This window comes from Rhizobium sp. BR 317, from assembly GCF_047445835.1.
Lineage (GTDB): Bacteria > Pseudomonadota > Alphaproteobacteria > Rhizobiales > Rhizobiaceae > Rhizobium > Rhizobium paranaense.
Window position 1 is genome coordinate 1 of sequence record NZ_JARWLB010000032.1, and the last position, 22,171, is coordinate 22,171.

General features: G+C 57.5%; 20 protein-coding genes and 4 pseudogenes. 15 read left to right on the forward strand and 9 right to left on the reverse strand.

The genetic code is table 11. The features are described from left to right. Positions 1-231 (forward strand): ISAzo13-like element transposase-related protein (locus tag QD357_RS29645; protein WP_414124880.1); only part of this gene is annotated, 231 nt, incomplete at its 5' end. Between the two features lie 16 nt (positions 232-247). Beyond that, positions 248-2,803, forward strand: a pseudogene (gene ligD / locus QD357_RS29650) (DNA ligase D); the annotation flags it as partial. A gap of 72 nt (positions 2,804-2,875) precedes the next feature. Here the strand turns inward: ligD (QD357_RS29650) and QD357_RS29655 are convergent. Both QD357_RS29655 and QD357_RS29660 read right to left on the reverse strand, forming a co-directional pair. Further along, positions 2,876-3,175 carry a YidB family protein gene (locus tag QD357_RS29655; RefSeq protein ID WP_414125701.1) on the reverse strand — a complete coding sequence of 100 codons (300 nt, stop codon included), beginning with the start codon at positions 3,173-3,175 and terminating at the stop codon, positions 2,876-2,878. Then, positions 3,100-3,411, reverse strand: a complete 312-nt coding sequence (locus QD357_RS29660; RefSeq protein ID WP_414125674.1) for a hypothetical protein — start codon at positions 3,409-3,411, stop codon at positions 3,100-3,102. Before QD357_RS29660 ends, QD357_RS29655 begins: the two co-directional genes overlap by 76 nt. A 467-nt stretch (positions 3,412-3,878) precedes the next feature. Between QD357_RS29660 and QD357_RS29665 the strand changes: the two genes are divergently transcribed. Both QD357_RS29665 and QD357_RS29670 read left to right on the forward strand, forming a co-directional pair. After that, positions 3,879-4,346, forward strand: a complete 468-nt coding sequence (locus QD357_RS29665) for an Hsp20 family protein (RefSeq protein ID WP_414125675.1) — start codon at positions 3,879-3,881, stop codon at positions 4,344-4,346. A 54-nt stretch (positions 4,347-4,400) separates the two neighbouring features. Then, a complete protein-coding gene (locus QD357_RS29670) occupies positions 4,401-4,652 on the forward strand; it encodes a hypothetical protein (protein WP_414125676.1) in 252 nt (83 codons plus the stop codon). A gap of 200 nt (positions 4,653-4,852) precedes the next feature. Here QD357_RS29670 and ligD (QD357_RS29675) read toward each other — a convergent pair whose 3' ends face one another. The 4 genes and pseudogenes from ligD (QD357_RS29675) to QD357_RS29690 form a co-directional block, all read right to left on the reverse strand. Further along, entirely contained in the window at positions 4,853-5,917 is a 1,065-nt protein-coding gene (gene ligD, locus QD357_RS29675) for a non-homologous end-joining DNA ligase (RefSeq protein ID WP_414125677.1), read from the reverse strand. Between the two features lie 4 nt (positions 5,918-5,921). Next, a complete protein-coding gene (locus tag QD357_RS29680) occupies positions 5,922-6,740 on the reverse strand; it encodes a Ku protein (protein ID WP_414125678.1) in 819 nt (272 codons plus the stop codon). A gap of 12 nt (positions 6,741-6,752) precedes the next feature. After that, a complete protein-coding gene (locus tag QD357_RS29685; protein ID WP_183940933.1) occupies positions 6,753-7,649 on the reverse strand; it encodes a Ku protein in 897 nt (298 codons plus the stop codon). Positions 7,650-8,192: 543 nt separating this feature from the next. Next, positions 8,193-8,803 (reverse strand): annotated as a pseudogene (locus tag QD357_RS29690) (SLC13 family permease); the annotation flags it as partial. A gap of 1,205 nt (positions 8,804-10,008) precedes the next feature. Here QD357_RS29690 and QD357_RS29695 point away from each other — a divergent pair. Continuing rightward, positions 10,009-10,623 carry a hypothetical protein gene (locus QD357_RS29695; protein WP_414125679.1) on the forward strand — a complete coding sequence of 205 codons (615 nt, stop codon included), beginning with the start codon at positions 10,009-10,011 and terminating at the stop codon, positions 10,621-10,623. Between the two features lie 612 nt (positions 10,624-11,235). Here the strand turns inward: QD357_RS29695 and QD357_RS29700 are convergent. Beyond that, positions 11,236-12,303, reverse strand: a complete 1,068-nt coding sequence (locus tag QD357_RS29700) for an ABC transporter ATP-binding protein (RefSeq protein WP_414125680.1) — start codon at positions 12,301-12,303, stop codon at positions 11,236-11,238. A 352-nt stretch (positions 12,304-12,655) separates the two neighbouring features. Here QD357_RS29700 and QD357_RS29705 point away from each other — a divergent pair, with 352 nt between their 5' ends. The 8 genes and pseudogenes from QD357_RS29705 to QD357_RS29740 all read left to right on the forward strand — a co-directional run. Next, positions 12,656-14,296, forward strand: a complete 1,641-nt coding sequence (locus QD357_RS29705; RefSeq protein WP_414125681.1) for an extracellular solute-binding protein — start codon at positions 12,656-12,658, stop codon at positions 14,294-14,296. A gap of 65 nt (positions 14,297-14,361) precedes the next feature. Then, on the forward strand, positions 14,362-15,480 hold the full coding sequence (locus tag QD357_RS29710) for a carbohydrate ABC transporter permease (RefSeq protein ID WP_183940939.1): 1,119 nt from the start codon (positions 14,362-14,364) through the stop codon (positions 15,478-15,480). After that, entirely contained in the window at positions 15,480-16,391 is a 912-nt protein-coding gene (locus tag QD357_RS29715; protein ID WP_183940941.1) for a carbohydrate ABC transporter permease, read from the forward strand. Before QD357_RS29710 ends, QD357_RS29715 begins: the two co-directional genes overlap by 1 nt. A gap of 17 nt (positions 16,392-16,408) precedes the next feature. After that, complete coding sequence (locus tag QD357_RS29720; protein WP_183940943.1) at positions 16,409-17,434, forward strand: LacI family DNA-binding transcriptional regulator; 1,026 nt, start codon at positions 16,409-16,411, stop codon at positions 17,432-17,434. 45 nt (positions 17,435-17,479) lie between these two features. Beyond that, positions 17,480-17,941, forward strand: a complete 462-nt coding sequence (locus QD357_RS29725; RefSeq protein WP_414125682.1) for an RbsD/FucU family protein — start codon at positions 17,480-17,482, stop codon at positions 17,939-17,941. After that, the gene (gene rbsK, locus QD357_RS29730; protein ID WP_183940947.1) at positions 17,938-18,867 is read left to right on the forward strand and encodes a ribokinase; all 930 of its coding nucleotides are present in this window, start codon (positions 17,938-17,940) and stop codon (positions 18,865-18,867) included. The genes QD357_RS29725 and rbsK overlap by 4 nt, the downstream gene beginning before the upstream one ends. A gap of 520 nt (positions 18,868-19,387) precedes the next feature. After that, positions 19,388-19,657: a hypothetical protein gene (locus QD357_RS29735; RefSeq protein ID WP_183940949.1), complete on the forward strand. Its 270-nt coding sequence runs from the start codon at positions 19,388-19,390 to the stop codon at positions 19,655-19,657. A gap of 201 nt (positions 19,658-19,858) precedes the next feature. Then, positions 19,859-20,103: pseudogene (locus tag QD357_RS29740) on the forward strand (alpha-ketoglutarate-dependent dioxygenase AlkB); the annotation flags it as partial. On the opposite strand, the pseudogene QD357_RS29745 reads toward QD357_RS29740, so the two are convergent. Beyond that, positions 20,095-20,313: pseudogene (locus tag QD357_RS29745) on the reverse strand (hypothetical protein); the annotation flags it as partial. The pseudogenes QD357_RS29740 and QD357_RS29745 sit on opposite strands and share 9 nt — an antisense overlap. Before the next feature lie 66 nt (positions 20,314-20,379). On the opposite strand from QD357_RS29745, the gene QD357_RS29750 reads away from it, so the two are divergent. Beyond that, complete coding sequence (locus QD357_RS29750; protein WP_183940953.1) at positions 20,380-20,544, forward strand: hypothetical protein; 165 nt, start codon at positions 20,380-20,382, stop codon at positions 20,542-20,544. Between the two features lie 236 nt (positions 20,545-20,780). Next, positions 20,781-21,224 carry a threonine transporter gene (locus QD357_RS29755; RefSeq protein WP_414125683.1) on the forward strand — a complete coding sequence of 148 codons (444 nt, stop codon included), beginning with the start codon at positions 20,781-20,783 and terminating at the stop codon, positions 21,222-21,224. Between the two features lie 488 nt (positions 21,225-21,712). Here QD357_RS29755 and QD357_RS29760 read toward each other — a convergent pair whose 3' ends face one another. Continuing rightward, on the reverse strand, positions 21,713-22,162 hold the full coding sequence (locus tag QD357_RS29760; protein WP_414125684.1) for a cupin domain-containing protein: 450 nt from the start codon (positions 22,160-22,162) through the stop codon (positions 21,713-21,715). Positions 22,163-22,171 lie beyond the last annotated feature (9 nt).

The following is a 22,171-nucleotide window of genomic DNA, read 5'->3' on the forward strand; positions in this document are numbered from 1 at the left end:
AAGAACTGGCGTGGCAAACCGCTTGTCAGCTACCAGACCATTGTCCAACTGATTGCCGCAACCACGACCAAAGCCGGTCTCACAGTCAAGTCCGAGATCGACACCAATATCTACCCCGCCGGCATCAAGGTCAGCGATGCCGAGATGGATGCGATCAACATCAACCGTCATCAATTCCATGGCGATTGGAACTACACAATCAGCCCAATCATCCCACCACCGGTGCGATAATTTATCAACAGTGCCTAACCGCCGGCGCTTCGTTATTCAGAAGCATGACGCCACACGCCTGCACTACGATCTGCGGCTCGAGCTCGATGGCGTGTTCAAAAGCTGGGCCGTCACTAAAGGACCATCCCTCGATCCGCACGACAAGCGGCTGGCGGTCGAGGTTGAGGACCATCCACTCGACTACGGCGACTTTGAAGGCACCATCCCGAAAGGTCAATATGGTGGCGGCACAGTGATGCTCTGGGACCGCGGCTATTGGGAGCCTGGAGCGAGAAAGAGCCCAGAACAGGCGCTGGTCAAAGGCGACTTCAAGTTCACTCTGGAGGGCAAACGTCTGCATGGAAGTTTCGTGCTCGTGCGGATGCGCAACGATCGTGATCGCGGCAAACGCACCAACTGGCTGTTGATCAAGCACCACGATGAATTTTCCGTCGAGGAGGATGGCGCCGAGATCTTAGAGGAGAATGCCACCTCGGTGGCGTCGGGACGAACGATGGAGATGATCGCCGCGGGCAAGGGCCGAAAGCCGCGACCGTTCATGGTCGAAGGCAGAACTATCGAGGCCGACGCGGTGTGGGACAGCAATCATGGCCTTGCCGCCGAAAAGCGGAGATCGGAAGCGAGGAGCGGCAAAAAGGCCAACACGGTCACGCCTGTCCACATTCCGGATTTCATTGCGCCGCAGCTTTGCGAAACCCAGCAGCGTCCGCCGCCCGGCTCGGGCTGGATCCATGAGATCAAGTTCGACGGGTACCGCATCCAGATGCGTGTGCTCGATGGCGACGTTACGCTGAAGACCAGAAAAGGGCTCGACTGGACCGGCAAATATCCCGAGATTGCCGAAGCAGCGTCGACGCTGCCGGACTGCATCATCGACGGTGAGATCTGCGCGCTCGACGATCATGGTGCGCCGGATTTCGCCTGCCTGCAGGCGGCCCTCTCGGAGGGGAAGACCGGAAGTCTCGTCTACTTTGCCTTTGATCTGCTTTATGACGGCAGCGGGAATCTACGTTCCCGGCCTCTTATTGAGCGCAAGGCGCGATTGCAGGAGCTGCTCATCAAAGCAGGCGGCGATCTGCGAATCCGGTTCGTCGAACATTATGAGACCGGCGGCGATGCTGTCTTGCGGTCCGCCTGCAAACTCTCGCTCGAAGGCATCATCTCCAAGAAGGCGAATGCGCTATATCAGTCTGGCCGCACGGACACCTGGGCGAAGTCAAAATGCCGTGCCGGCCATGAGGTGGTGATCGGCGCTTATGCTAAGACCAACGGCAAATTCCGGTCCTTATTGGCGGGTGTTTATCGTGGCGACCGCTTCGTCTACGTCGGCCGCGTCGGAACTGGCTACGGCGTAAAGAAAGTCGAAACGCTACTGCCGAAGCTGAAGGCGCTGGAGGCCCCGAAATCGCCGTTCACCGGCATCGGGGCGCCGAAGAAAGAACCCGAAGTCGTCTGGCTGAAGCCAGAGCTCGTCGCCGAAATCGAGTTCGCGGGGTGGACGACCGACGGTCTCGTTCGCCAGGCAGCGTTCAAAGGGCTGCGCGAAGACAAGCCGGCCAAAGAAGTCGAGGCCGAACGGCCGGCGCCCCCCGCGGAGGCAGACGTTCCAGAACCGGCTCCGCATGCCAAGGCAAAGCCGGCGCGACGGAAAGGGGCGAAGGCCGACGTCATGGGCGTGCTGATCTCCAATCCGGATAAGCCACTATGGCCTGACGCCAACGATGATAAACCCGTCAGTAAGGAGGACCTTGGGCGATATTATGAGGCGGTGGGATCGTGGATGATCGAGCATATCAGGGGCAGGCCATGCTCCATCATCCGAGCGCCGGATGGAATTGCCGGGGAGCAATTCTTTCAGCGCCATGCAATGCCGGGGCAATCGAACTTGCTCGATCTGGTCGAGGTGTTCGGCGACAAGAAGCCCTATCTACAGATCGATCGAATCGAGGGGCTTGCTGCTGTTGCGCAGGTCGCCGCCGTCGAGCTCCATCCCTGGAACTGCGAACCCGGTCAGCCAGAAGTGCCCGGCCGCCTTGTTTTCGATCTTGATCCGGGTCCGGACGTGCCATTCTCGACGGTAGTTGCCACTGCCCGCGAAATGCGCGACCGACTGGACGAATTGGGACTGATCAGCTTCTGCAAAACGACGGGTGGCAAGGGCCTGCATGTCGTCACCCCGCTGAGCGTCAATAAGCGCAAGCCGCTCTCCTGGGCTGAAGCAAAGGGGTTTGCCCACGATGTCTGTCAGCAGATGGCACGGGACAATCCCGATCTTTATCTCATCAAGATGACGAAGAGTCTGAGAGGCGGCCGCATCTTCCTCGACTATCTGCGCAACGATCGCATGTCGACCGCTGTTGCGCCCTTGTCGCCGCGCGCCCGGGCCGGTGCCACCGTGTCGATGCCGCTAACCTGGGCGCAAGTGAAATCCGATCTCGATCCAAAGCGCTTCACCATCCGCACGGTGCCGACGCTTCTTGCCAAAAGCTCGGCCTGGAAGGACTATTGTGATGGCGAGCGGCCGCTCGAACAGGCCATTAAGCGTCTCGGCAAATCAAGACCGGCAGCGTAATTTTCAACGTGCCTTGCGGAACGGCGCGCGAGCACTCGCGACGGGGTCGGCCGCTCACCTTTGCTACAAACGTCAGGCGAAGGTGCCGCCTGGATTGGGGTCGGACGAAGGTTGCGCTGAGGTCCATGCATCAGCCTGCTTTTCCGTCGGCACGTTGCCGTTCGGGGTCAATTCGTTCACCGCCTGCGGAAGATCCCGAGACAATCGGCTCAGAATTTCCTGCCGCGAGAGGCCGGTCTTGGCTGCAAGCTCGTTGAGAGTTTCGTCGCCGAGTGCCTGGCTCAGCTCCTGATGATTTATCGGCTTGTTGTCGCCTGTGCTKACCCAGGATTCGACTTTGTCGCCCTGACCGTTGCGTTGGAACTGCTCCAGAAGACCTCCGAGCCGCTCAGGATGCCTCCGGCCGCACTGCTGCCAAAAAGATCGCCGAGCCCTCCGCCKCGCGCGAGATTGCCGAGCAGGTCGCCAATCCCGCCAGTGCCAGACAGCTTTCCTTCTGCGCCGGTCTGGCCGCTTTGTGCGCGCTGTCCAATTCCCTTTAAAACTTCCGCTATCTTATCGTGGTTCTGGTAGCCGGCGAGGGCCAACACGGCGAGCAGTGCGGTCAATGGTCCACGGGACATCTCCTAAGCGATTGGGATGGGTTCTCAGGAAACTAGTCGTCGGTCACAATGTTCCGCTCGGCTTCTCGCCCATGTCGAAGACTGCGGCGTCGTTCCTGGATGCCTTAGAAGCTCGATGGCCGAACGCTACGAAGATGGCGCGTCGTTTCCGCTGTGGCCCCACGTTCACATCATCATCGCTTAGATTAAGTGCCGGCGAGGCTGCCGCTTTCGTAATGAAAAACCGTCAGTTGAGAGGGGTCTGCTAGACAAGCGGGCCCACAATCGAATGGCGAAAAGGGACGTGCATCAGTCCGGCAATCCGGTGATAAAAAATTTTCGAGGACCGTCTTGAATCTGAAAAAAGCACAAACCAAATCGATACTACCGGCAGCCCAGGTGGGGGCCGGAAAGCCGGAGACGCAGGTTTCCGACGCGTCTCCTTTCCATCTCGCTTTACGGAGGATTTGGTTATGAGAAACGACTTCGACTTCGCACCGCTCTATCGGTCCAGCATTGGCTTTGACCGGGTGTTCAATCTCCTCAACAGTGCCCAGCGCCTGCAGGCCGTCGAGACCTGGCCGCCTTACGACATCATCAAGACGGGTGAGGATGACTATCGCATCCAGATGGCTGTCGCTGGGTTCGCAGATGCCGACCTAGACATCACGCAGGAGCGAAACGTGCTTATCGTGAAGGGTCAAAAGGCCGAACAGAAAGACGGCGAATATCTGCACAGGGGCATTGCCGGGCGCGCTTTCGAGCGCCGGTTCGAACTGGCCGACCATGTCAGAGTTGAGAATGCCGCGTTGACGAACGGCCTTCTGAGCATCGATCTAAAGCGCGAAATCCCGGACGCTATGAAGCCGCGCAAGATCGAGATCGGCAGCCAGCCGCAGGCAACGCCGCTTCAGATCGAAGCCGAAAAACAGGTTGCCTAAGGACAGTGAGTGCCGCTCGCTCTCGGGCGGCACCTCTCAGTCAGAGACCTCGAAATGAAAACGATCGACATTCAAAAGGCGGTTTTCCTCGATGCCCGCGACCTCGCTGTCTGCCAGGTCGTCTTCGACGAACTGCTAAGGGAGATCGGGATGGCCAAGGACTGCGAAGAGGCCGAGCGCATCGGAGCCATCGTGATTGAGCTCTATCGGCAGGGTGTCCATGATCCCGCTCACCTCAAACTGATGGTCGAGAGCGCACGCGGCCTGTTCGGACGCGCCAAGCCGAGGACAACTGTATCAAGATAGTGTCACGGGGTCGCCCGGGATGCCGGGCGACCTTCTCGATGCCTCCTCGCAACCACGGACTTGCCGCACGCGCGCTCTGTGGCGATCTATCGGCGCGCGGTTGCAGATCGTGATGCGGGGACTTCTGTATCACCCAAAAGCGACGGACCGTGAACGGATCGTACGCACGCCCATCATAGCTGGGGACGAATTTCAGAACGTCATTTTGCCGTAGACGGCGCATTCGTCATATTGAAGACGGCGGCATTGTCCTGAACCTCACGCAGGCCCTTGTAGGACGGATGACGCAGGTTCCCCTCATTCGTCCAGCCACGAAACTCGATCTCGGCAATCAATGTCGGTTGCGCGAAGACCAGGCGTTTGCCTTTCACCGGCACGACTGGCTTGTTCGTCTTGAGCCTATCCAACGTCCTGCGCAGCTCTTCGGCTTCTTTCCGATTAAAGCCCGTTCCGACGGATCCGACGTAGATCCAGTCGTGAGCTTTCCGTCCGGCAAGCAAAAGACTTCCGAGACCCCCGCGCGTGGTGGCGGACTGCTCGTAACCGACGATCATGAAGCTTTCGCTCTGAACGCATTTGATCTTCAGCCAGTCGCCGAGGCGGCCGCTGCGGTAGGGCCGATCGCGATGCTTGGCGATGACGCCCTCCAAACCATGGTGACATGCGTAGTCCAGTAGTGCCTCGCCATCGAACTGTAGTTCCTCCGAAAGCCGCAGGGCACCATCGGCGTTCTCCGGTATCAAACCTTCAAGCAGGTGACGGCGCAGCGAGAGTTCGGTGAGGGTGAGGTCGTGACCATCCAGATAAAGCAAGTCAAAGGCGTAGAGGATCGACTCGGTCGAGATGCGTTTGCCGCCGCGGCCGCCGAGCGAGTGCTGCAGGGCACCGAAATCCGACCGGCCTTGTTCGTCAAGGACAACGGCCTCTCCGTCGAGAATAGCCGTTGTAAGCCCGAGGTCTCTTGCCGCGGCTGCGATTGCTGGAAAGCGGTGCGTCCAGTCATGGCCGCCACGCGTGAGGATCCGAATACTCTTCGGTTCGATGTGGATCGCCAACCGGTAACCATCCCACTTCACCTCGTAAAGCCAATCCGGGCCTTGCGGCACGGTTGGCTTTAGCAGCGCCAGGCAGGGCTCCACGCGCGAAGGCATCGGATCAAAGGGCAGGCTTGGTTGATCGGGGTCGCGCCGCCGGATTGGCCGCGACTGAATTGTCGAATTCGCGTCACGCAGAAGGGCGGCGGAAGGCAGGCGCGGTCGGATCATTGCTTCAGTGCCTGCCGGAGCGGTTTTCAGCGTCTACGGATTTGCGCAGAGCATCCATGATATTGATGACATTGCTCGGTTCCGGTTCAGCCTTTTCCTTGCCCTTGGGCTTCGACTTGACCGGCTTCTTCATCTGCTTCTTCTTGGCCGCGATAATGTCGAGCAGCTTATCCTGAACCGGGTCCGAGGCCATTTTCGGGCTCCAGGGCTGAGTCTGTTTCTTGATCAATTGCAGCACGAGCGGCATCATCTGACTATCGGCAGGTTCATCGTCCACCTGCTCGAAATACGTGTTCGCATCCCGTACTTCGTCGCCGTAACGCAGCGTCCAGAGCACGATACCCTTGCCGCGCGGCTCCAGCATGACGGCCCGTTCGCGGCGGGAAATGACCAGCCGAGAAATGCCAACCATGTTCTCGGCCGCCATCGCGTCGCGAATGACCGAAAACGCCTCCAGGCCGACCGGATCGTCTGGCGAAAGATAATACGGGGTATCGAGCCAGATCCATTCGACGCTGTCGCGCGGCGCGAAGATCTCGATGTCGATCGTCTTGGTGCTTTCGAGCGCGACGTTCTCCAACTCCTCGTCTTCGAGGATCACATATTCATTTTCCCCGCGCTGGTAGCCTTTGACTTCGTCCTGCTCCTTGACCTCCTTGCCGGTGACGGAATCGACATAGTGGCTGACGACGCGGTTCTGCGTCTGCCTGTTTAGCGTGTGAAAGCGGACCTTCTCGTTTTCGGAGGTGGCTGGCATCATCTGCACCGGGCAGGTGACGAGCGAGAGTTTCAGATAACCTTTCCAGTAGGGACGGATCGCCATGGCATCCTCCTATTACCCGGCGCGCCGGTGCTGGCCGCCGGAGCTGCGCGGTTTCGATGCAGTTGCCCGCGCGGTCTTTTGTCTGCTCTTGCCGGCATTGACATTGGCGGCCGTGGGCTTTGTCTTTGCGGGTGCGGACATGCCGGCGCTCTCGCGCAGCGCCTGCAGCAGGTCGCTCGGCTTCGAAGCCGGGGGCGCCTTCTTCTTCGGCAGTGTGCGGCCCTCGATCTTGGCCTTCACCAGTTCGGCGACAGCCTCTTCATAGCGGTCATCGAACTGCTTCGGATCGAAGATGCCCTTCTTAGTGCTGAGGATGTGCTTGGCAAGCTCCAGCATCTCGCCCTCGATCTTCAGATCGGGCATTTCGTCGAAGGCCTTTTCGGACGAGCGGACCTCGTAGTCGAAGTTCAAGGTGGAACCGACCAATCCTTTGCCGTGCGGACGGATCAGGAGCGTACGCAAACGGCGGAAGAGGACCGTCCGGGCGATCGCGGCGACGTTGGATTTTTTCATGCCATCGCGTAGCAGCTTGAACGCATCGCTGCCCATCTTGTCGGGGGCAAAGTAGTAAGGCTTGTCGAAATAGACGTCGTCGACTTTGTCGCAAGGAATGAAAGCCTCGATCTTCAGCGTCTTGTCGCTTTCGGGAACGGCGGCGGCGACTTCTTCCGCTTCAAGGACCACATACCGCCCATCTTCGATCTCGAAACCCTTAACCTGATCCTCGCGCTCGACCGGATCACCGGTTTCGCTGTCGACGAATTCACGCCGGACGCGATTGCCCGTCTTCCGATTCAGCGTATTGAAGGCGATCCGTTCGGACGAGGATGCGGCAGTATAAAGGGCGACCGGAAACGCCACTTCACCGAACTTTATGTACCCTTTCCAATTTGCCCTCGGCGCTACCATTTTACTCGCACTCCTCCAGCAACCAATGCGAGTCAACAGAATCACTCCACTTATTGTTCCGAGTCAAAAAGAATCTAAAGTCAATAGCTTGGCGCCTGTCCACCGCTCGCTTTCCGAGTCCTATCATGTCTTTGAATCGGAGGTATTTTTTGGCGCCGAAGGCCTTTCCATGGGACAGCAACCACGAGAACTAACATATGACCAAGCGCGAACTCATCGACACCGGAGCCGACAAGCGCTTTGTCCTAGATCAAGGGGTATTTACTATAGGGTCGCCGCGATCCCCTTCAGCAGGCTTAGCCCTTTTCGCCTTATGGCGCAGTCGGCAGAGAGTGAACCACCGACCTTATCCCACTCTTTGAACGGGCCCTTTTCGTAGCGGGCCAGACGTCACATATTTGTCAGAGCCTTGGGGTTTCTGCCGTCAAAGCTTCGATCGGCCCTTGTGGGTTCACCCACCGCTTCCTGGACCTCCGTCCTATCTTGCGACCCATCCTCTCGACCGTTATACTGTTTTTGAAAAACAGTATAACACCGGAGTCGAGTGCGCTCCGGTACGAGCCAATGGAAGAAGATCAGGAAGGCAACGCCGACCAGTGTTCAGCATCGCACCGACGGGCGTGAAGTCGAACATGCTGAACGATGTGCCGGTTATTTCCTGCCGCAGTCGCGAGACGACGATGTTGGGCGAAGTGCCGATCTGCGTCATCAATCCGCCGATCAGCGCGGCGAAACTCATCGGCATCAGATAGCGGGACGGCGAAATACCGATCTTCCTGGAAAACTGGAAAGCGACCGGCATCATGATCGCCAATGCGCCGATATTCTTGATGAATGCGGAGAGCAGGGCGACGACGATCAGCAGGAGCGCCAGTTGCATGTGAAGCGATTCAAGGCGCGGAAAAAAAGCACTTGATGGCGGAATCTACGATACCTGAGCGAGCCATGCCGGCGCTGACCACCAGTGCTCTGCCAACGATGATGACGATGTCGTCGCTGAAACCGGAAAAGGCTTTATCGAAGGGACCAATTCCGAGCGCAACCGACAGGATCAGCGCGCAGCAGGCCACTATGTCATAGCGGAATCGATCCCAGATGAAGACGATCATCACGAGACCGATAACGCCGAAGGCAAGAGCTTGCTGTGTAGACATGCTGCTCCAAAGGCTTGCGGCGTCCGTTCAATGTTGTGCGCCGGCAAAAGTTCCACGCAAGCCGACGCTTTCTGCTTCCCTCGTGACTCTCTCTCGTTGAGATGGGTCCAGTAGTGATCGGTGCAAGTTTGCGCTCGATAGCGGTCAGATATCTGTCCATGGTTTCCGCGAATGGGACCAGGGGCCAGCAGTTCGCCTCAACACACTTTTACTTGCGAGATCTGCGATCGCCGACAAGTGTTTGATCCCCATGGTCGCGAAGGCGAGCTGCTAGCGTCTGGAACGCATTCCACGGATTATCCTGGGCGCCGTCGGATTGATGTCGACCAACACGCCGTCTTTCTTGCGCATCGAGAGACCGTCGCCAATGGCCGCTGCCATCAGACAAGGAATTGGTCCACTGCGCTGACGAGCCAAAACTGCGCTGGCAATTTCTCATGGCGAATTTGATGAAGAAATTGGGCCACCTTCGGTGTGACATGGCGGCCCGGTCAGGCTGCAGAAGCAGCCACGTAGGTGGAAAGAAGTGCCTACCATTGTATAATACCATTCGATATATTCGTTTCAACGAATATTGTGATGTAATTGAACTCCTTACCTAAACAGGGGAAAACTCTCTTGATGGGAGCATCAGGTTGGCCGCCCCTCCGTCCATCCCGGGGCCGGCCCATGTAGAGCAAATCTGAACTCTCAAGTGCAACCTGAACCGCCTTCCCGAGCACAGGTTTTGCCTGCCGCAGCAGGTTTACACCGAGCGCAAAAGGTCGATCGGGGCTCGAACGCGGTTGCGTAAGACGAGACATTGTTGCCGGTCGTGCCGGATGTGGAAGGCGAAACGAGCCGCTCCAGAGGAGGTTGCACCGAAAAGGTTCCCAAAGCCTTCGCGCGGCGAACCCGTCGGCTCCCGAACTGGATCAATCACGAAGTTTGCTTCGGATACGAAGCATGCGCTTGGACGACGGCAGATTTCCAATCACGATCTCTCAATTAAAAGCGCAGGGTTGTAAATATTACCTCGGCCCCTAATTCACACGTCTAAGTCCTCGTGGTGAATTAACGTCTCTGAGTGACCGGCGCTTTCGCACGAGGTAAACGCTTATCCGTAGCGATGCAGTCCTGTCGGGATACGATCTTGGAGGTGTGTGAGCTGGTGTTCTTACTTACAGGCGCATTTCCGGGCGCGGTAAACTGGCCGTCGGGCCAATTTGAGTTTTGTTCTGGTGCTAATGACCATGCCAGTTGTGCGGCTTGATGGGCAGCTCTCGTTCATTCGGATGAGCCTTGCGCCCTGTGAGGTGCCAAAACTTTTGGAGCGGCATCGAGACCGCTATAAAGGTAGCGACAAGGTCGAGCAGCGCGCGACGAAACTAATTGCGGGAAATTTTCCGGTTGCTGATTCCCTGGCTTTCATCGAGGCAGTCTGTAAATTGGGACGGGGCCAGCGAAACTTCAGCCGAATTGAAGTCGCCGGAGGGGCAAGAATTGCGCAATCGCTTGCATCAGCGACCAAGGCAATCGAAGGCGGTGACGTAACGCTCGCAATCGGCGAGCTAAGTAGGCTGCCGCATCTTGGGTTTTCGTTCGCTTCAAAGGTCGCTCGTTTCCTTGCTCCCGATAAATGCGTCGTCCTCGACAGCGTAATCAGGAGCCGGATCGGTTATCTCGATAGCAATGTGGGCTACACCCGGTTCCTTCAGGATTGCTTTCAGCTCTTGCAGTTACTGCAGCAATCGTCCGACCTTGAAAGCACTCTCCGCGACAGCTTGCGTGTCTGTGATGTCGAGGCCGCGGTTTTCATGAAAGCTAAAGAAGAACAATAGTCCATAGTCATGGCAATTAGTCCAAGATTTCCTGTGCCGGGTGCCGGGTGCCGGCGGTCGATGGCGACACACAGCGTGTCCAGAAACATGCTCGGCGATATGGATGTTGAAATCAGCGAAGTTCAAAGTCTAGGCGGCGGCCGCACTCGACAAGGACATCGCTAAGCAGCTTCTAAAGGCGACGGACTGCCGGGTCGCCTCGCACCCGCCGCTCTCGTGTAGCGGCCCGGGCGGCGGGTATTACAGTTGGACAATGGTCTCGCGACTAGTTTTGGTTCCGAGGGCAACCTCATACTTTAGAGCGGGAATGGCCGCAATCATCGCCAAAAGTATTCGCCGCGTAATCATACGACACCTGATGAGCACTTGGATCACGTTAGCTGCCGATAGCTGTAACCCGCAAAGAGGAGAATGGTTTCAATGAAGCAAGGTGGTCGGCAACGCGCCAAGCTCGCCGATCGCGCGACCCCAACGAGAAAACGGCGCCGACCTTACGATGCCCGGTCCCAGAGCCAATTGATCAAGCCTGCTAAGTCAGTCCCCAAAAAGGACCCGCGGCAAATCTATGTGACGCCGACGATAGCTTGCCGGGCTGCCCGGAAAGTCCTGGGCTCAACTCGGCCGCAGCGTCTTGCCCGATGTCGCATCAAAAAGATGAAGCTTGCCTGGGCGGGGCGCTATCGTCACAACTTGGCCTGGTTCAAAATCGTGGCGTTCGGAAAACACTGCGACAAGCTCGCCAGGTCCGTAGCGCAAGAAAACCATCGTCTCATGGCCGGTAGGTTCGGTGACGTTGACAGACGCCCTCAGGCCGCTCTCATTGAGTGACAAGTGTTCAGGCCGCACGCCCAGGAGCACTGATTGGCCGTCGGAGGCGTCCGGGGTGAAACCGAGCGCGATCTCATCGCCGGTCTCGGTGACGAAGATTGCGCCATCAGCCTTGTATCGACCTTTCAGGAGATTCATCGATGGCGAGCCGATGAAGGTTGCGACGAACGTGTTACCAGGCCGATCGTAAAGTTCCAGAGGTGTGCCGATCTGCTCGACATTGCCGCGCTGCATCACCACGATCTTGTCGGCCATCGTCATCGCTTCGACTTGGTCGTGGGTGACATAGATGGTGGTGGTCTTCAGCCGCTGATGTAGTTCCTTGATCTCCTTGCGCATCTGTACGCGCAGCTTCGCGTCGAGATTCGACAGCGGCTCATCGAACAGGAACACTTGCGGCGACCTGACGATCGCTCTGCCCATCGCCACGCGCTGCCGCTGGCCACCCGAAAGCTGACGCGGATAACGGTCCAGATAGGGCACGAGGTCGAGTGTTTCGGCCGCCGCCTGCAGGCGCTGTTTAATGACGTCGGCTGGCTGCCTTTGTAGGCGCAGCGCGAAAACCATGTTTTCGGCAACCGTCCTATGCGGATAGAGCGCATAGCTCTGGAAGACCATCGCGATATCACGGTCCTTCGGCGGTAGATTGTTGACGATCCTTGCCCCGATCGAAATGGTGCCGCCGGTGATGCTTTCGAGCCCTGCGACCATGCGCAACAAAGTCGATTTGCCGCAACCAGACGGACCGACGAGCACCACAAACTCGCCGTCGCGAATTTCTATGTCGACACCATGCAGGACATTTAAGCCGCCGTAAGCTTTCTGCGCTCCTGAAATAACTACCTCAGCCATCTCGCTCCCACTTGCTTGTCCGGCGACCACCTCTTGTGCGGGCGGTCGCGGGACTATGCACTGTTCTTGCCGTGCATTTTTCGTGCATCTAGCCGGGCAAAACAACCCGACTTCTCTGCTTCAAAAGCACTGGCAACCTCCTCCGTGAAACGTTTCATTTCGTATTGACTTTTTACGGCCGCCGTCTCATCCTCAACGAGGAGACTGAGAGGAGCGGTTTTCAAAATCAGGATATGAAACGTTTCATTTCTTGCTTACCAGATAGTTCTGCTTGAGGCCAGTCTTAAAAACTGGCGGAGCCCGATCGGCAAAGACCGATCAGGCGGCAGTGCAAATAAACGTGGAGGATGACATGAAAGTGGAAATATATGATGCACTGATGCGCCATCAGGCAAGCCGCCGCGACGTCTTGCGCGGAACCGCCAGCGCCGCGGCTCTACTCGGCGTGTMGAGCGCATTGGCCGGAATTCCTGGCATGGCTTTCGCGGCCGATGATGTGCGCGCTCAGATCCTGCAAATTCCGGGTGTTGGCAAGGGTTCCCCAACGGATGCAGATTGGCAGAAGGTGGGGCAACTCTGTCTCGGCCCGACCAAGACCAATGTCAAGCAGGGCGAGTTTGCCGGTGTCGAGCTAACCTTTATGGGTCTCAACAACCAGAACCTCCACAACTTCCTATTCCGCGGCTTCCTGAAGCCGTGGGAGGCCTATACGGGCGCCAAGATCAATTGGATCGATCTTGCCCAGGCCGACTACAATGCCCGCCTTCAGCAGTCGATTGCGACCGGCACAGTCGACTTCGACATACTCGAAATGGGCGCGCCCTTCGAAGGCGACACGGCAGGCCGCGGGCTTTTGGACGAAATGCCAGATTGGGTTGGAAAGCAGATCGAGTCCGACGACTTGGTGAGTTATCTGAAGCCACCGGTCGGCACTTGGGGTGGCAAAACCTATCGAGTGACCATCGACGGCGATTGCCACACCTTCGCCTATCGTAAAGATTATTTCGGTGAAGGCTCGATCAGCGGCATGGCCAAGCCGCCGAAGACCTGGCAGGAAATCAATGAAGTTTCCAAAAAGCTGATCGGCAAGAAGGACCCGCTGACGGGCCAGCCGGCTTATGGCTATCTCGACCCACTCAAGGGCTGGGGCGGCTTCGGCTTCTACTTCATCGAGAACCGCGCGACGGCCTACACCAAATATCCGGGCGACCCAGCCTGGCTGTTCGATCCGGAAAACATGAAGCCGCTGGTCAACAACCCCGGATGGGTCCAAGCGATCCAGGATGTCTTGGATCTGATCGCGGCAAAAGCCTATCCGGCTGATCAGATCAATGCGGACCCCGGCACCACGGCCTTCTCGCAGTTCCTGGCAGGTACTGGCTCAATGCTGATGTGGTGGGGCGACGTTGGGTCAAGCGCACGCACTTCGGACACCTCCGTCGTAGGTGACGTAGTCGGCTTCGGCATTAACCGCGGTTCGGATCGTGTCTATAACCGCAAGAGCGGGCAGTGGGAAAACAAATATAACGAAGCGCCGAATATGGCCTACCTCGGCTGGGGCATCTATGTCACCAAGCGAGTCTCCAGCGACGAAAAGAAGCGCAAGGCGGCCTGGTCAGCTGCGGCCCATCTCGGTGGGAAGGATTTGTCCCTGTGGACTTCGGCTTATCCGTCTGGCTTCCAGCCCTACCGTCAGTCCAATTTCAACTATGATGAATGGGAAAAAGCAGGCTACGACCGAGCCTATATCCAGGACTATCTGGGTTCGAACGCCGACAGCTACAACCATCCGAACGCCGCCATCGAACCGCGCATCCCCGGCATCTTCCAATATTATTCTGTTGCCGAGGACGAGCTGGCCAAAGGTTATGCCGGAAAGTACAAGTCGGCCCAGGAAACCGCTGATGCGATTGCCGCCGCGTGGGAAAAGATCACCGACCAGATCGGCCGCGATAACCAGCTGAAACTCTATCGGACAAGCCTGGGGCTGTGACCGGTTGAAGAAAACGCCGACGGGCCGGAAGCGGCTCCGCCGGCGCCTATTCTGCGAGGAATATCATGTCTACAGTCCAAGGCGATCTGCTTCATACGGTCGAAGCCGGTTTCATTTCCGCGAGCCGTCGTTTCTGGGGCCGCACGGCTCTGTGGCTCAGCGCCATATGGTTCATAGCATCGTTTGTATTGCAGGCTTTCCACGAATTGGGCTGGACCAGTTGGGGCTTCGAGAATTGGCGCCCGGTTCTTTATGCCTATTTTCTCTGGGCAGCAGTTCTCTGCGTTACTCGCGTCGTCATTTATGGTGAGACAGGCAAGAAGGCGCTTTTTGTGCTGCCGGCCGCGCTTTTCGTCGTGTCAATGGTGGTCTTCCCGCTGCTCTTCGCGCTCTGGATCGGCTTTTCAGACTGGAACCTTGCCTCGTCTGCCGGGCGGCGCTTCAACGGGCTCGACAATGTGCGCCGGATGATCTCGGATCCGTTCTATGCCAACGCGCTGCTCAACATGATCCTTTATTGCCTGGCGATTGCGGTCGAATACGCGATCGCGTTCGGCTTGGCGCTGCTTCTCAACCAGGAAATCGTCGCCCGCAAGTTCTGGCGCGTAACCTTCCTGGTGCCGTTGATGCTGTCGCCGGTTGCCGTGAGCTGGATGGTCGGCAAGTCGATGCTGGAGACCCGCTTTGGTCCGGTTGCGCGTTTTGCCCGCTGGCTTGGCTGGGAAAATCCCTCCTTTTTCGGCGATCCGCTGACGGCGAGGCTATCGATCATCATCATGGATGCCTGGACCTTCATTCCCTTCATGATGATCATGCTGCTCGCCGGATTGCAGGCCCTATCGAAGGAAGTGCTGGAGGCGGCCGAAGTTGATGGCGCCACAAAGTGGCAACGCTTCTGGCAGGTCATTTTCCCGCTGATGCTGCCGGTTTCCGTCACGACGGTGATGATCCGCATAATCTTCAAGCTGAAACTCGCCGACATCATTATCACGGTAACGGCCGGCGGTCCCGGCGGGGCGACTGATTCCGTTACCAGCTTCATCTATCGCGAATATCGCGACCGTTCAAATGTCGGATATGGAACCCTGCTCGCGCTTGTCTATCTCGTGATCATCGTTTTCGGCATGACGCTGCTGATGAAGATTTCAGACCGTGTCGTGAAGCGTATGACAGGAAGGCTCTGATGGTTTCGATCGATTTCGAAAAATACGCACGCGGCCAACGCATTCGGTGGTGGGCCATGCGTTTCGTCGTCTACGGCCTCCTCGTCATCTGGGCGTTTGTCTGCATCTTCCCGTTGTTCTGGACGGTTTCGACCTCGTTCAAGACTGCAGCGGACGTCATGAGGGGCAATCTTGTGCCTTGGTTCAATTTTAGTCCCAGCTGGCTCGGCTGGCGTTCGTTAGGGCTTTCCCCTGATACGATTTTCCAAATATCGACGGTGCGTGACGAGTTTATGCGCAGGCTGTGGAACAGCGTCGTCATTTCGGTGACGGCATCAGCTCTCGCGGTAGTGCTCGGATCGCTCGCCGCTTACGGCCTCAGCCGCTTTTCCTATAAGTTCGGATATATGCGAAACTCCGATATTTCTTTTTTCTTCCTGTCGCAGCTCATCATGCCACCGGTCGTTTTGGCACTTCCCTTTCTGGTTCTCTATAAGGAGCTGGCGCTGCTTGACACCTATGCAGGTATGATCGCCGTCTATACTCTGATGGTCCTTCCGATCGTCGTGTGGATCATGCGCGACCAATTCGCCACTGTGCCTGTCGAGCTCGAGGAAGCTGCGCTTGTTGATGGCCTATCGATATGGGGTGCGTTTGCCCGCATTATCGTGCCACTCGTCCTGCCGGGCATGGTGGCCGCCTTCCTCCTGGCGTTGATCCTGTGCTGGAACGAATATTTCTTCGCAGCACTACTGACCTCCACCAATACTAATACCTTGCCGGTGATGATCGCCAGCCAAACAGGCAGTCAGGGCATCAACTGGTGGTCGATGGCCGCCCTTTCCACCGCCGGCATTGTTCCGCTGGTCTTTGTCGGCGTCGTGCTGGAAAAGCACATCATCGCCGGAATGACCGCCGGCGCGGTGAAGTAGCTCCGGGACCGTCGGAAATGTCAAAGATGCCCACCGTCAAGGATGTCGCCGTCTATGCGGGCGTCTCCGTGGGCACCGTTTCGCGCGTGCTGTCTGGCGAAACCGCGGTCAAATCCATCCTGCGCGAAAAGGTCAACGACGCCGTTAATGCGCTAGGGTACCGGCCGAATGTCACGGCGAGAGCTCTGCGTACCAGCAGAACTGATGTCATCGGTCTCATTGTTCCCGACATCACCAATCCCTTCTTCGCGCAGCTTGCGGCAAGCGTAGAGCGTGCATCGCTCGAATGCGGGCATAGCCTTATGCTGGCAAGCTCGCATGACGATCGCGAGGCGGAACAGAGCCACGTAACGGCGTTTCTCGACCGATCGGTGCGCGGCATCATCGTGGTGGCTTCAAGCGACAGCCCGGGCCTCCACTTTGAAGCACCGGTCCCGGTCATATCGCTGGACCGGCGGTTTGGCACCTTTCCTTTGGTGTCGACCAACCATGCGCAAGCGGCTGCGCTGATCGCGGACCATCTCTATAGGCTCGGTCACCGCCGCATCGCCTATATCGCCGGGCCAACCGACACTGAGGCCGGACGCATGCGCAAGGAGGGCTTCGTCACCAGAATCGCCGGCTTTGGTAAGGTTGGCGAGTCCGTCGAACTGGAAATCGCCCATGGCAAATTCGATTACGATTCCGGTGAGAGAATAGCCCGCGAGTTGCTTTCGCGCCCGCCCCAGGACCGCCCCACGGCGATTGCGGCTGCCAGCGATCAGCAGGCTATCGGCGCGCTACGCGCTGCCCGAGACCTGAAGATCGACGTGCCGCGAAAGCTCTCTGTTACGGGTTTCGACGATATCTCGCTCGCCAATCTTGTCGTGCCGCGGCTGACAACCATACGCCAGCCGGCCGACACGCTTGCACGGCGCGCGGTCAGTCTTCTCCTGGAGGAGCCGCCGGGCACGGAAGACGAAATGGTTGATGGATCGCTGGTGGTACGCGGTTCAAGCGGCCCGTGCCCGCAACTAAAGGTTATTGCGGGTGACATAAATTGAAGCGCAGCGCCGGTTCTTCGGCTACCTGAAAAGGATGAAAGATCAATGCTTAAGGGAATTCGGGTCGAACTTAACGGCGACATTCTTCAAGTGCTTTGCAACATGGGACACGGCGACTATCTCGTCATTTCAGACATGAATTTTCCATCGGAATCGATAGCCAGCCACACCCGGCTGGGTAAACTGCTAACCATGGAAAACATTCCCGCGTCGCAAGCGGTCGATGCGATCCTTTCAGTCTTTCCGCTGGATACACCGATCCAGCCATCGGTAGGGCGCATGGAAGTGATAGGCAAGCCGGCGGAAATTCCGCCTATTCAACAGGAGGTCCAGGCTATTGTCGACCGCGCGGAAGGTAAACCTTCGCCAATGTATCCTATCGAACGGATGGCATTTTACGACATCGCTAAGAAAGCCTATTGCGTCATTGCTACGGGCGAGCTGCGGTTCTACGGATGCTTCCTTCTGACTAAAGGCGTCATTTCAGTGGAGGAGGTCGTCAGATGAGCGAAAAAAGCGGAATCGTCATTCTGGGTATTTTTGCCGCGGACACTGCGTATAAGGCCAAGCGTCTGCCCTACATTGCCGAGACGCTGATGGGATCGGGTTTCACACTCGGGCCAGGAGGCAAGGGCTCCAATCAGGCGATTGCCGCAGCCAGGGCTGGTGGCAAAGTGACGTTCATTTCGCGGGTCGGAAACGACCCGTTCGGCGAAATGGCCATTGCGGCCTACGCAGCAGCAGGTGTTAAGGCCAATGTAATGAAGATGGAAGGCGCCTCCACAGGCGCCGCCTTCATCTTCGTCGATGAAGTGAGCGGCGACAATGCCATCATCGTCGTGCCAGGTGCGGCAGGTCTTATCGGTATCGAAGATGTCGATGCCAACCGGTCAGAGATCGAACGCGCCGCGATTTTCATGACGCAGCTCGAGCAGCCACTCGAGGCGGCCATGCACGCGCTGTCGATAGCAAAAAAAGCAGGGGCGACGACGATTTTCAACCCAGCACCCGCCCACGCCATTCCGGACAGTATTTATGGCTTATGCGATTTCATCGTACCGAACGAAGTGGAAGCCGCCGAACTTGTAGGCCACGCGATCGAAACCGATGAACAGGCGCGTGCGGCGGCCGACATCCTGTTGAAGCGTGGAGCGCGGGCGGCTATTATCACGCTCGGCGCACGAGGCGCACTCTATCACACGGCGGGGCACAGTGAATTCGTACCTGCATTTTCGGCGGGCATTGCGATCGACACAACTGGGGCCGGGGACGCCTTTCTGGGCGGCTTCGCGACGGCGACATCAGAAGGACGGGCACCAGTCGAGGCCGTTCGATACGGCTGCGCGACTGCGGCCATCGCTGTAACGCGACCGGGCACCGCCCCCGCGATGCCATCACGAGTCGAAATCGAGGCTTTGCTGCGCTCCTCATGAATGACCTAACCGCGGGTGCGGCGAACGCCAACTTGAAGTCCTCAGCAGACGCATAGGACGATTTGGCTCTCGTACCTAATGTCGAGTGTCGTGTTTGTCATGTTCCAAATGAGCAACTCCGCCAAATCCTTCGCAACACGCGTTTACCCAGTCCGGCAAGAACGACGACGCAATAGGTCACTGCATCCTCAGTGCTGACCTCTATGACTGATCAGCATTTTCCTTACTGCACCGCACTATATCTTACACAAGCCATTCTCCACCTCCGAAAAAGAAGGCGGTCCAAGCGACGAGAATCCCGTAGGCAGCAGTCCCAATGCATGCGGTTTTGGCTTATTTAAACTGGTGATGTCGCAATCTGGCGCCAGTCCTCTCAGAGCTCCTTCGGAAACCATAATGGCGAGCTGGCATCGCTCATCGTTCGGGTGAACACTAAAGAGAGTGGGTAGTTCCATCGGCTTACGAATGACGCCAATTGGCCAACTGCAATATTGGGCTGTGCTGATCTACGATCACGAGCATGAAGAACGCACATATCAATCCTTTCAGATATGCCTGGGCTTTGCTTGCGACAAGACGCCCGGGCCTTCGCTCGCATCCCGCCAATGCTCCTTGGTTCCGGGATTTATACAAGAACGATGCCTCCGCGGTGATGCATCGGGATCGGTTACCGGTGGCATTGATCACTGACGATTTACGAGAATACGAGGAAATCTGCGTCAATTTAGAGAAGGAACTCAAAATCTATCTCATCCAGTTAAATCAGGAGTCACATGCGTTGATTCGGTGAGGCCGATAAAAGAACAGCTTCGATGATGATGACGGCGGCTCATGCGCCCCAGATCGCCGTCGCCCGTGAAGACCTGGTTATCCCACTTGTGGTCAATGACATCGACCACGAAGTGGGCGCCTATACTGACACCAGCATGATCCCGTTAAGCAGAAGCAAAGAGTCTTGCTCGACGGAGCAAGACTTTTCCATGTTATTTTTTTGCCGGTGCGGAGCATCGCTGTGGCATTTGCAGGCTCGCATCGGAACGGCTACAGCAAGCTCTGGTMACCGAATATGCACCGGGCGCTGACCGCTGGCACAAGGACGAGAAAGCGTTCGGCAGGGTCGTGGGCATTTCGTTGCTGTCGGCTTGTACGTTCAGGCTGCGACGGCGGATCTGCAGCAAATGGGACCGCGGCTCGACGGTTGCAGCGCTCGGCTCGGCCTACGTGCTCTCGGTCCCGCGCCATCTGGGCGACCGCATCGTCACGGGCGATCAGCGTGTGCCAGGCCGCTGCGGAAAGGTGCAGTGCGACCATCGCAAGGATGATGCTTGACCCCACGACATGATATGGCGCGATACCGAACCAGCCGTAGCTCGCTACGAATCCGATGCAGGCCTGCGCCACGCAGAAGGCGTGATGAAGCACCGTTGCGGCCCATCCGACCCATGTGTCAAAAAAGCCGCCGACGTGGCGACCGCTGCGACCTCACGGCCTTCCTGTTGCTCGGCGTCGGTCATGGCAACCCGCTCGGTCGCCCAGCTCGCGGCAAACGGCAAGCGGCTCAAGCCAAACGACGTCGTAGCGACGGGATCCTGTACGACGATCCTTCAGGTTCTGCCCGAGCAACATCTTGCTGTCTATTTCGAGCTGCTTGGCCAGGTCGGGCGCGTCTTTGCTTGAAACGAGTTAGAAATTGAAAGGACGAACTATGCGTCCGCAGCGAAACGGTGCTTGATATGTATCAAGTGTGATAGCGAGCAAAGCTTGTACACAGTTTGGGTTTCATCCTGTTAGTCGCTCCTATGATCACTCTATCGTTTGTTCTGACGTCCATCATCATTCTGCTCTCGCCGGGCCCGACCAATACGGTCCTCGCTGCGTGCGGTGCCTCGCTCGGGTTGCGACGAGCGGCCATCATGCCCCTCGCAGAGGCGATGGGGTATATCGTCGCGGTGTCAGTGTTTGCGACAGTCGCGGATTCGCTTCGAGGGAGCGCTGTGGCTTTTGCCACGATAAAGCTGACGGCAGCAGGCTGGCTGCTTTACTCGGCTTTCAAGCTCTGGGGGATGTTGTTCCACACGGACGCGCGGCCGGCGCGGGAGGCGTTTATTCGAATCTTCCTGACAACACTGGTCAATCCGAAGGCGATCCTGGTCGGTACCGTTCTCATTCCTGTAGAGGCGGTTCATTTTGCGATTTGGGTATTKACCTATGCGCTTCTTTCGACAGTCGCCGGTTTGGGATGGGTCGCATTCGGGGCGAGCCTACCGTTCAGTGTGCGTCGTCACACGTACAAACTGGCATCGCTGGTGCTGGGTGGATTTTCGTTGGCAGCGGTTGCGAGTGCGTTATCCATCTGAACGTCGCGGGCGAGAAGGTGGGGCTACTGGGGTCAAACTGCCCGAGCTCGCGAGACGGCAGCCTCTCCATCGACGACCGGCCTTAGTGGCGCCCATGATATGACATCGGATAATATGTTATGCCAGCTATGCACGCAGCACCTTCTGCGCCTGTGATCGCTGACCATCGAAAAGCACAAAACCGAGCTTCGTCCGCTCTTCGGATTAAATCATGGAACTGTAAGAGTTACCGTGGTTCGAGTCTCTTCAAGAGCTCGCATTCCCTTTTCCACCCCAGCGATGGTCACGTTGACTTCGCATGATTTGCAGCAAGATTGCGGCCTCGGCTGGTTCCGGCAAAATTTGCAGCAATATCGAAGCGGCGTTTCATGCTTGATTACGAAAGGATCAACGTCACGCTTTTCTGATTCAAAATCCTTGCGATCTTGGCCAACCGGTAGCTCACCTGGTAAAAGGCCAGGGCGATTGAGCTCCCTGGCCGCAGCGCCCTAGGCTGCGCCAAGCGGCGGTCCTGTGAAGCGGAGGCTGTACCTGCCGGCAGATTTCGCGATCTGGTCCATGTCCTGCGGGATTTGGAACTGGCCTGCAGCCATATCGGCGAAAAAGCCCTCGAAGCCGCCCGGCGTCAGGATCACGAGATGCCGTGAAGGTCGGTCGCCAACAACCCTGAAGGTATGCTCCGTTCCGCGCGGCACGAAGACGGTCTCGCCCGGCTTCTTGGTAAATGTCTCACCCGCGATCCAAAATTCGCAAGAGCCGGAAAGAAGGATGAAGGTTTCCTCCTCTCTTTCATGAATGTGTCGCGGCGGCCCACTGCCGACCGGCGAGAAGCTGTCAACGATGGACATCGCCCCGCCGGTTGCTGTGGTCGCAAGAATGGTTCGGTAATGAACCCCGAGCCATTCAATCGTATCGGGGTATTCAAGTAGGTCAATCATCGTTTCCTC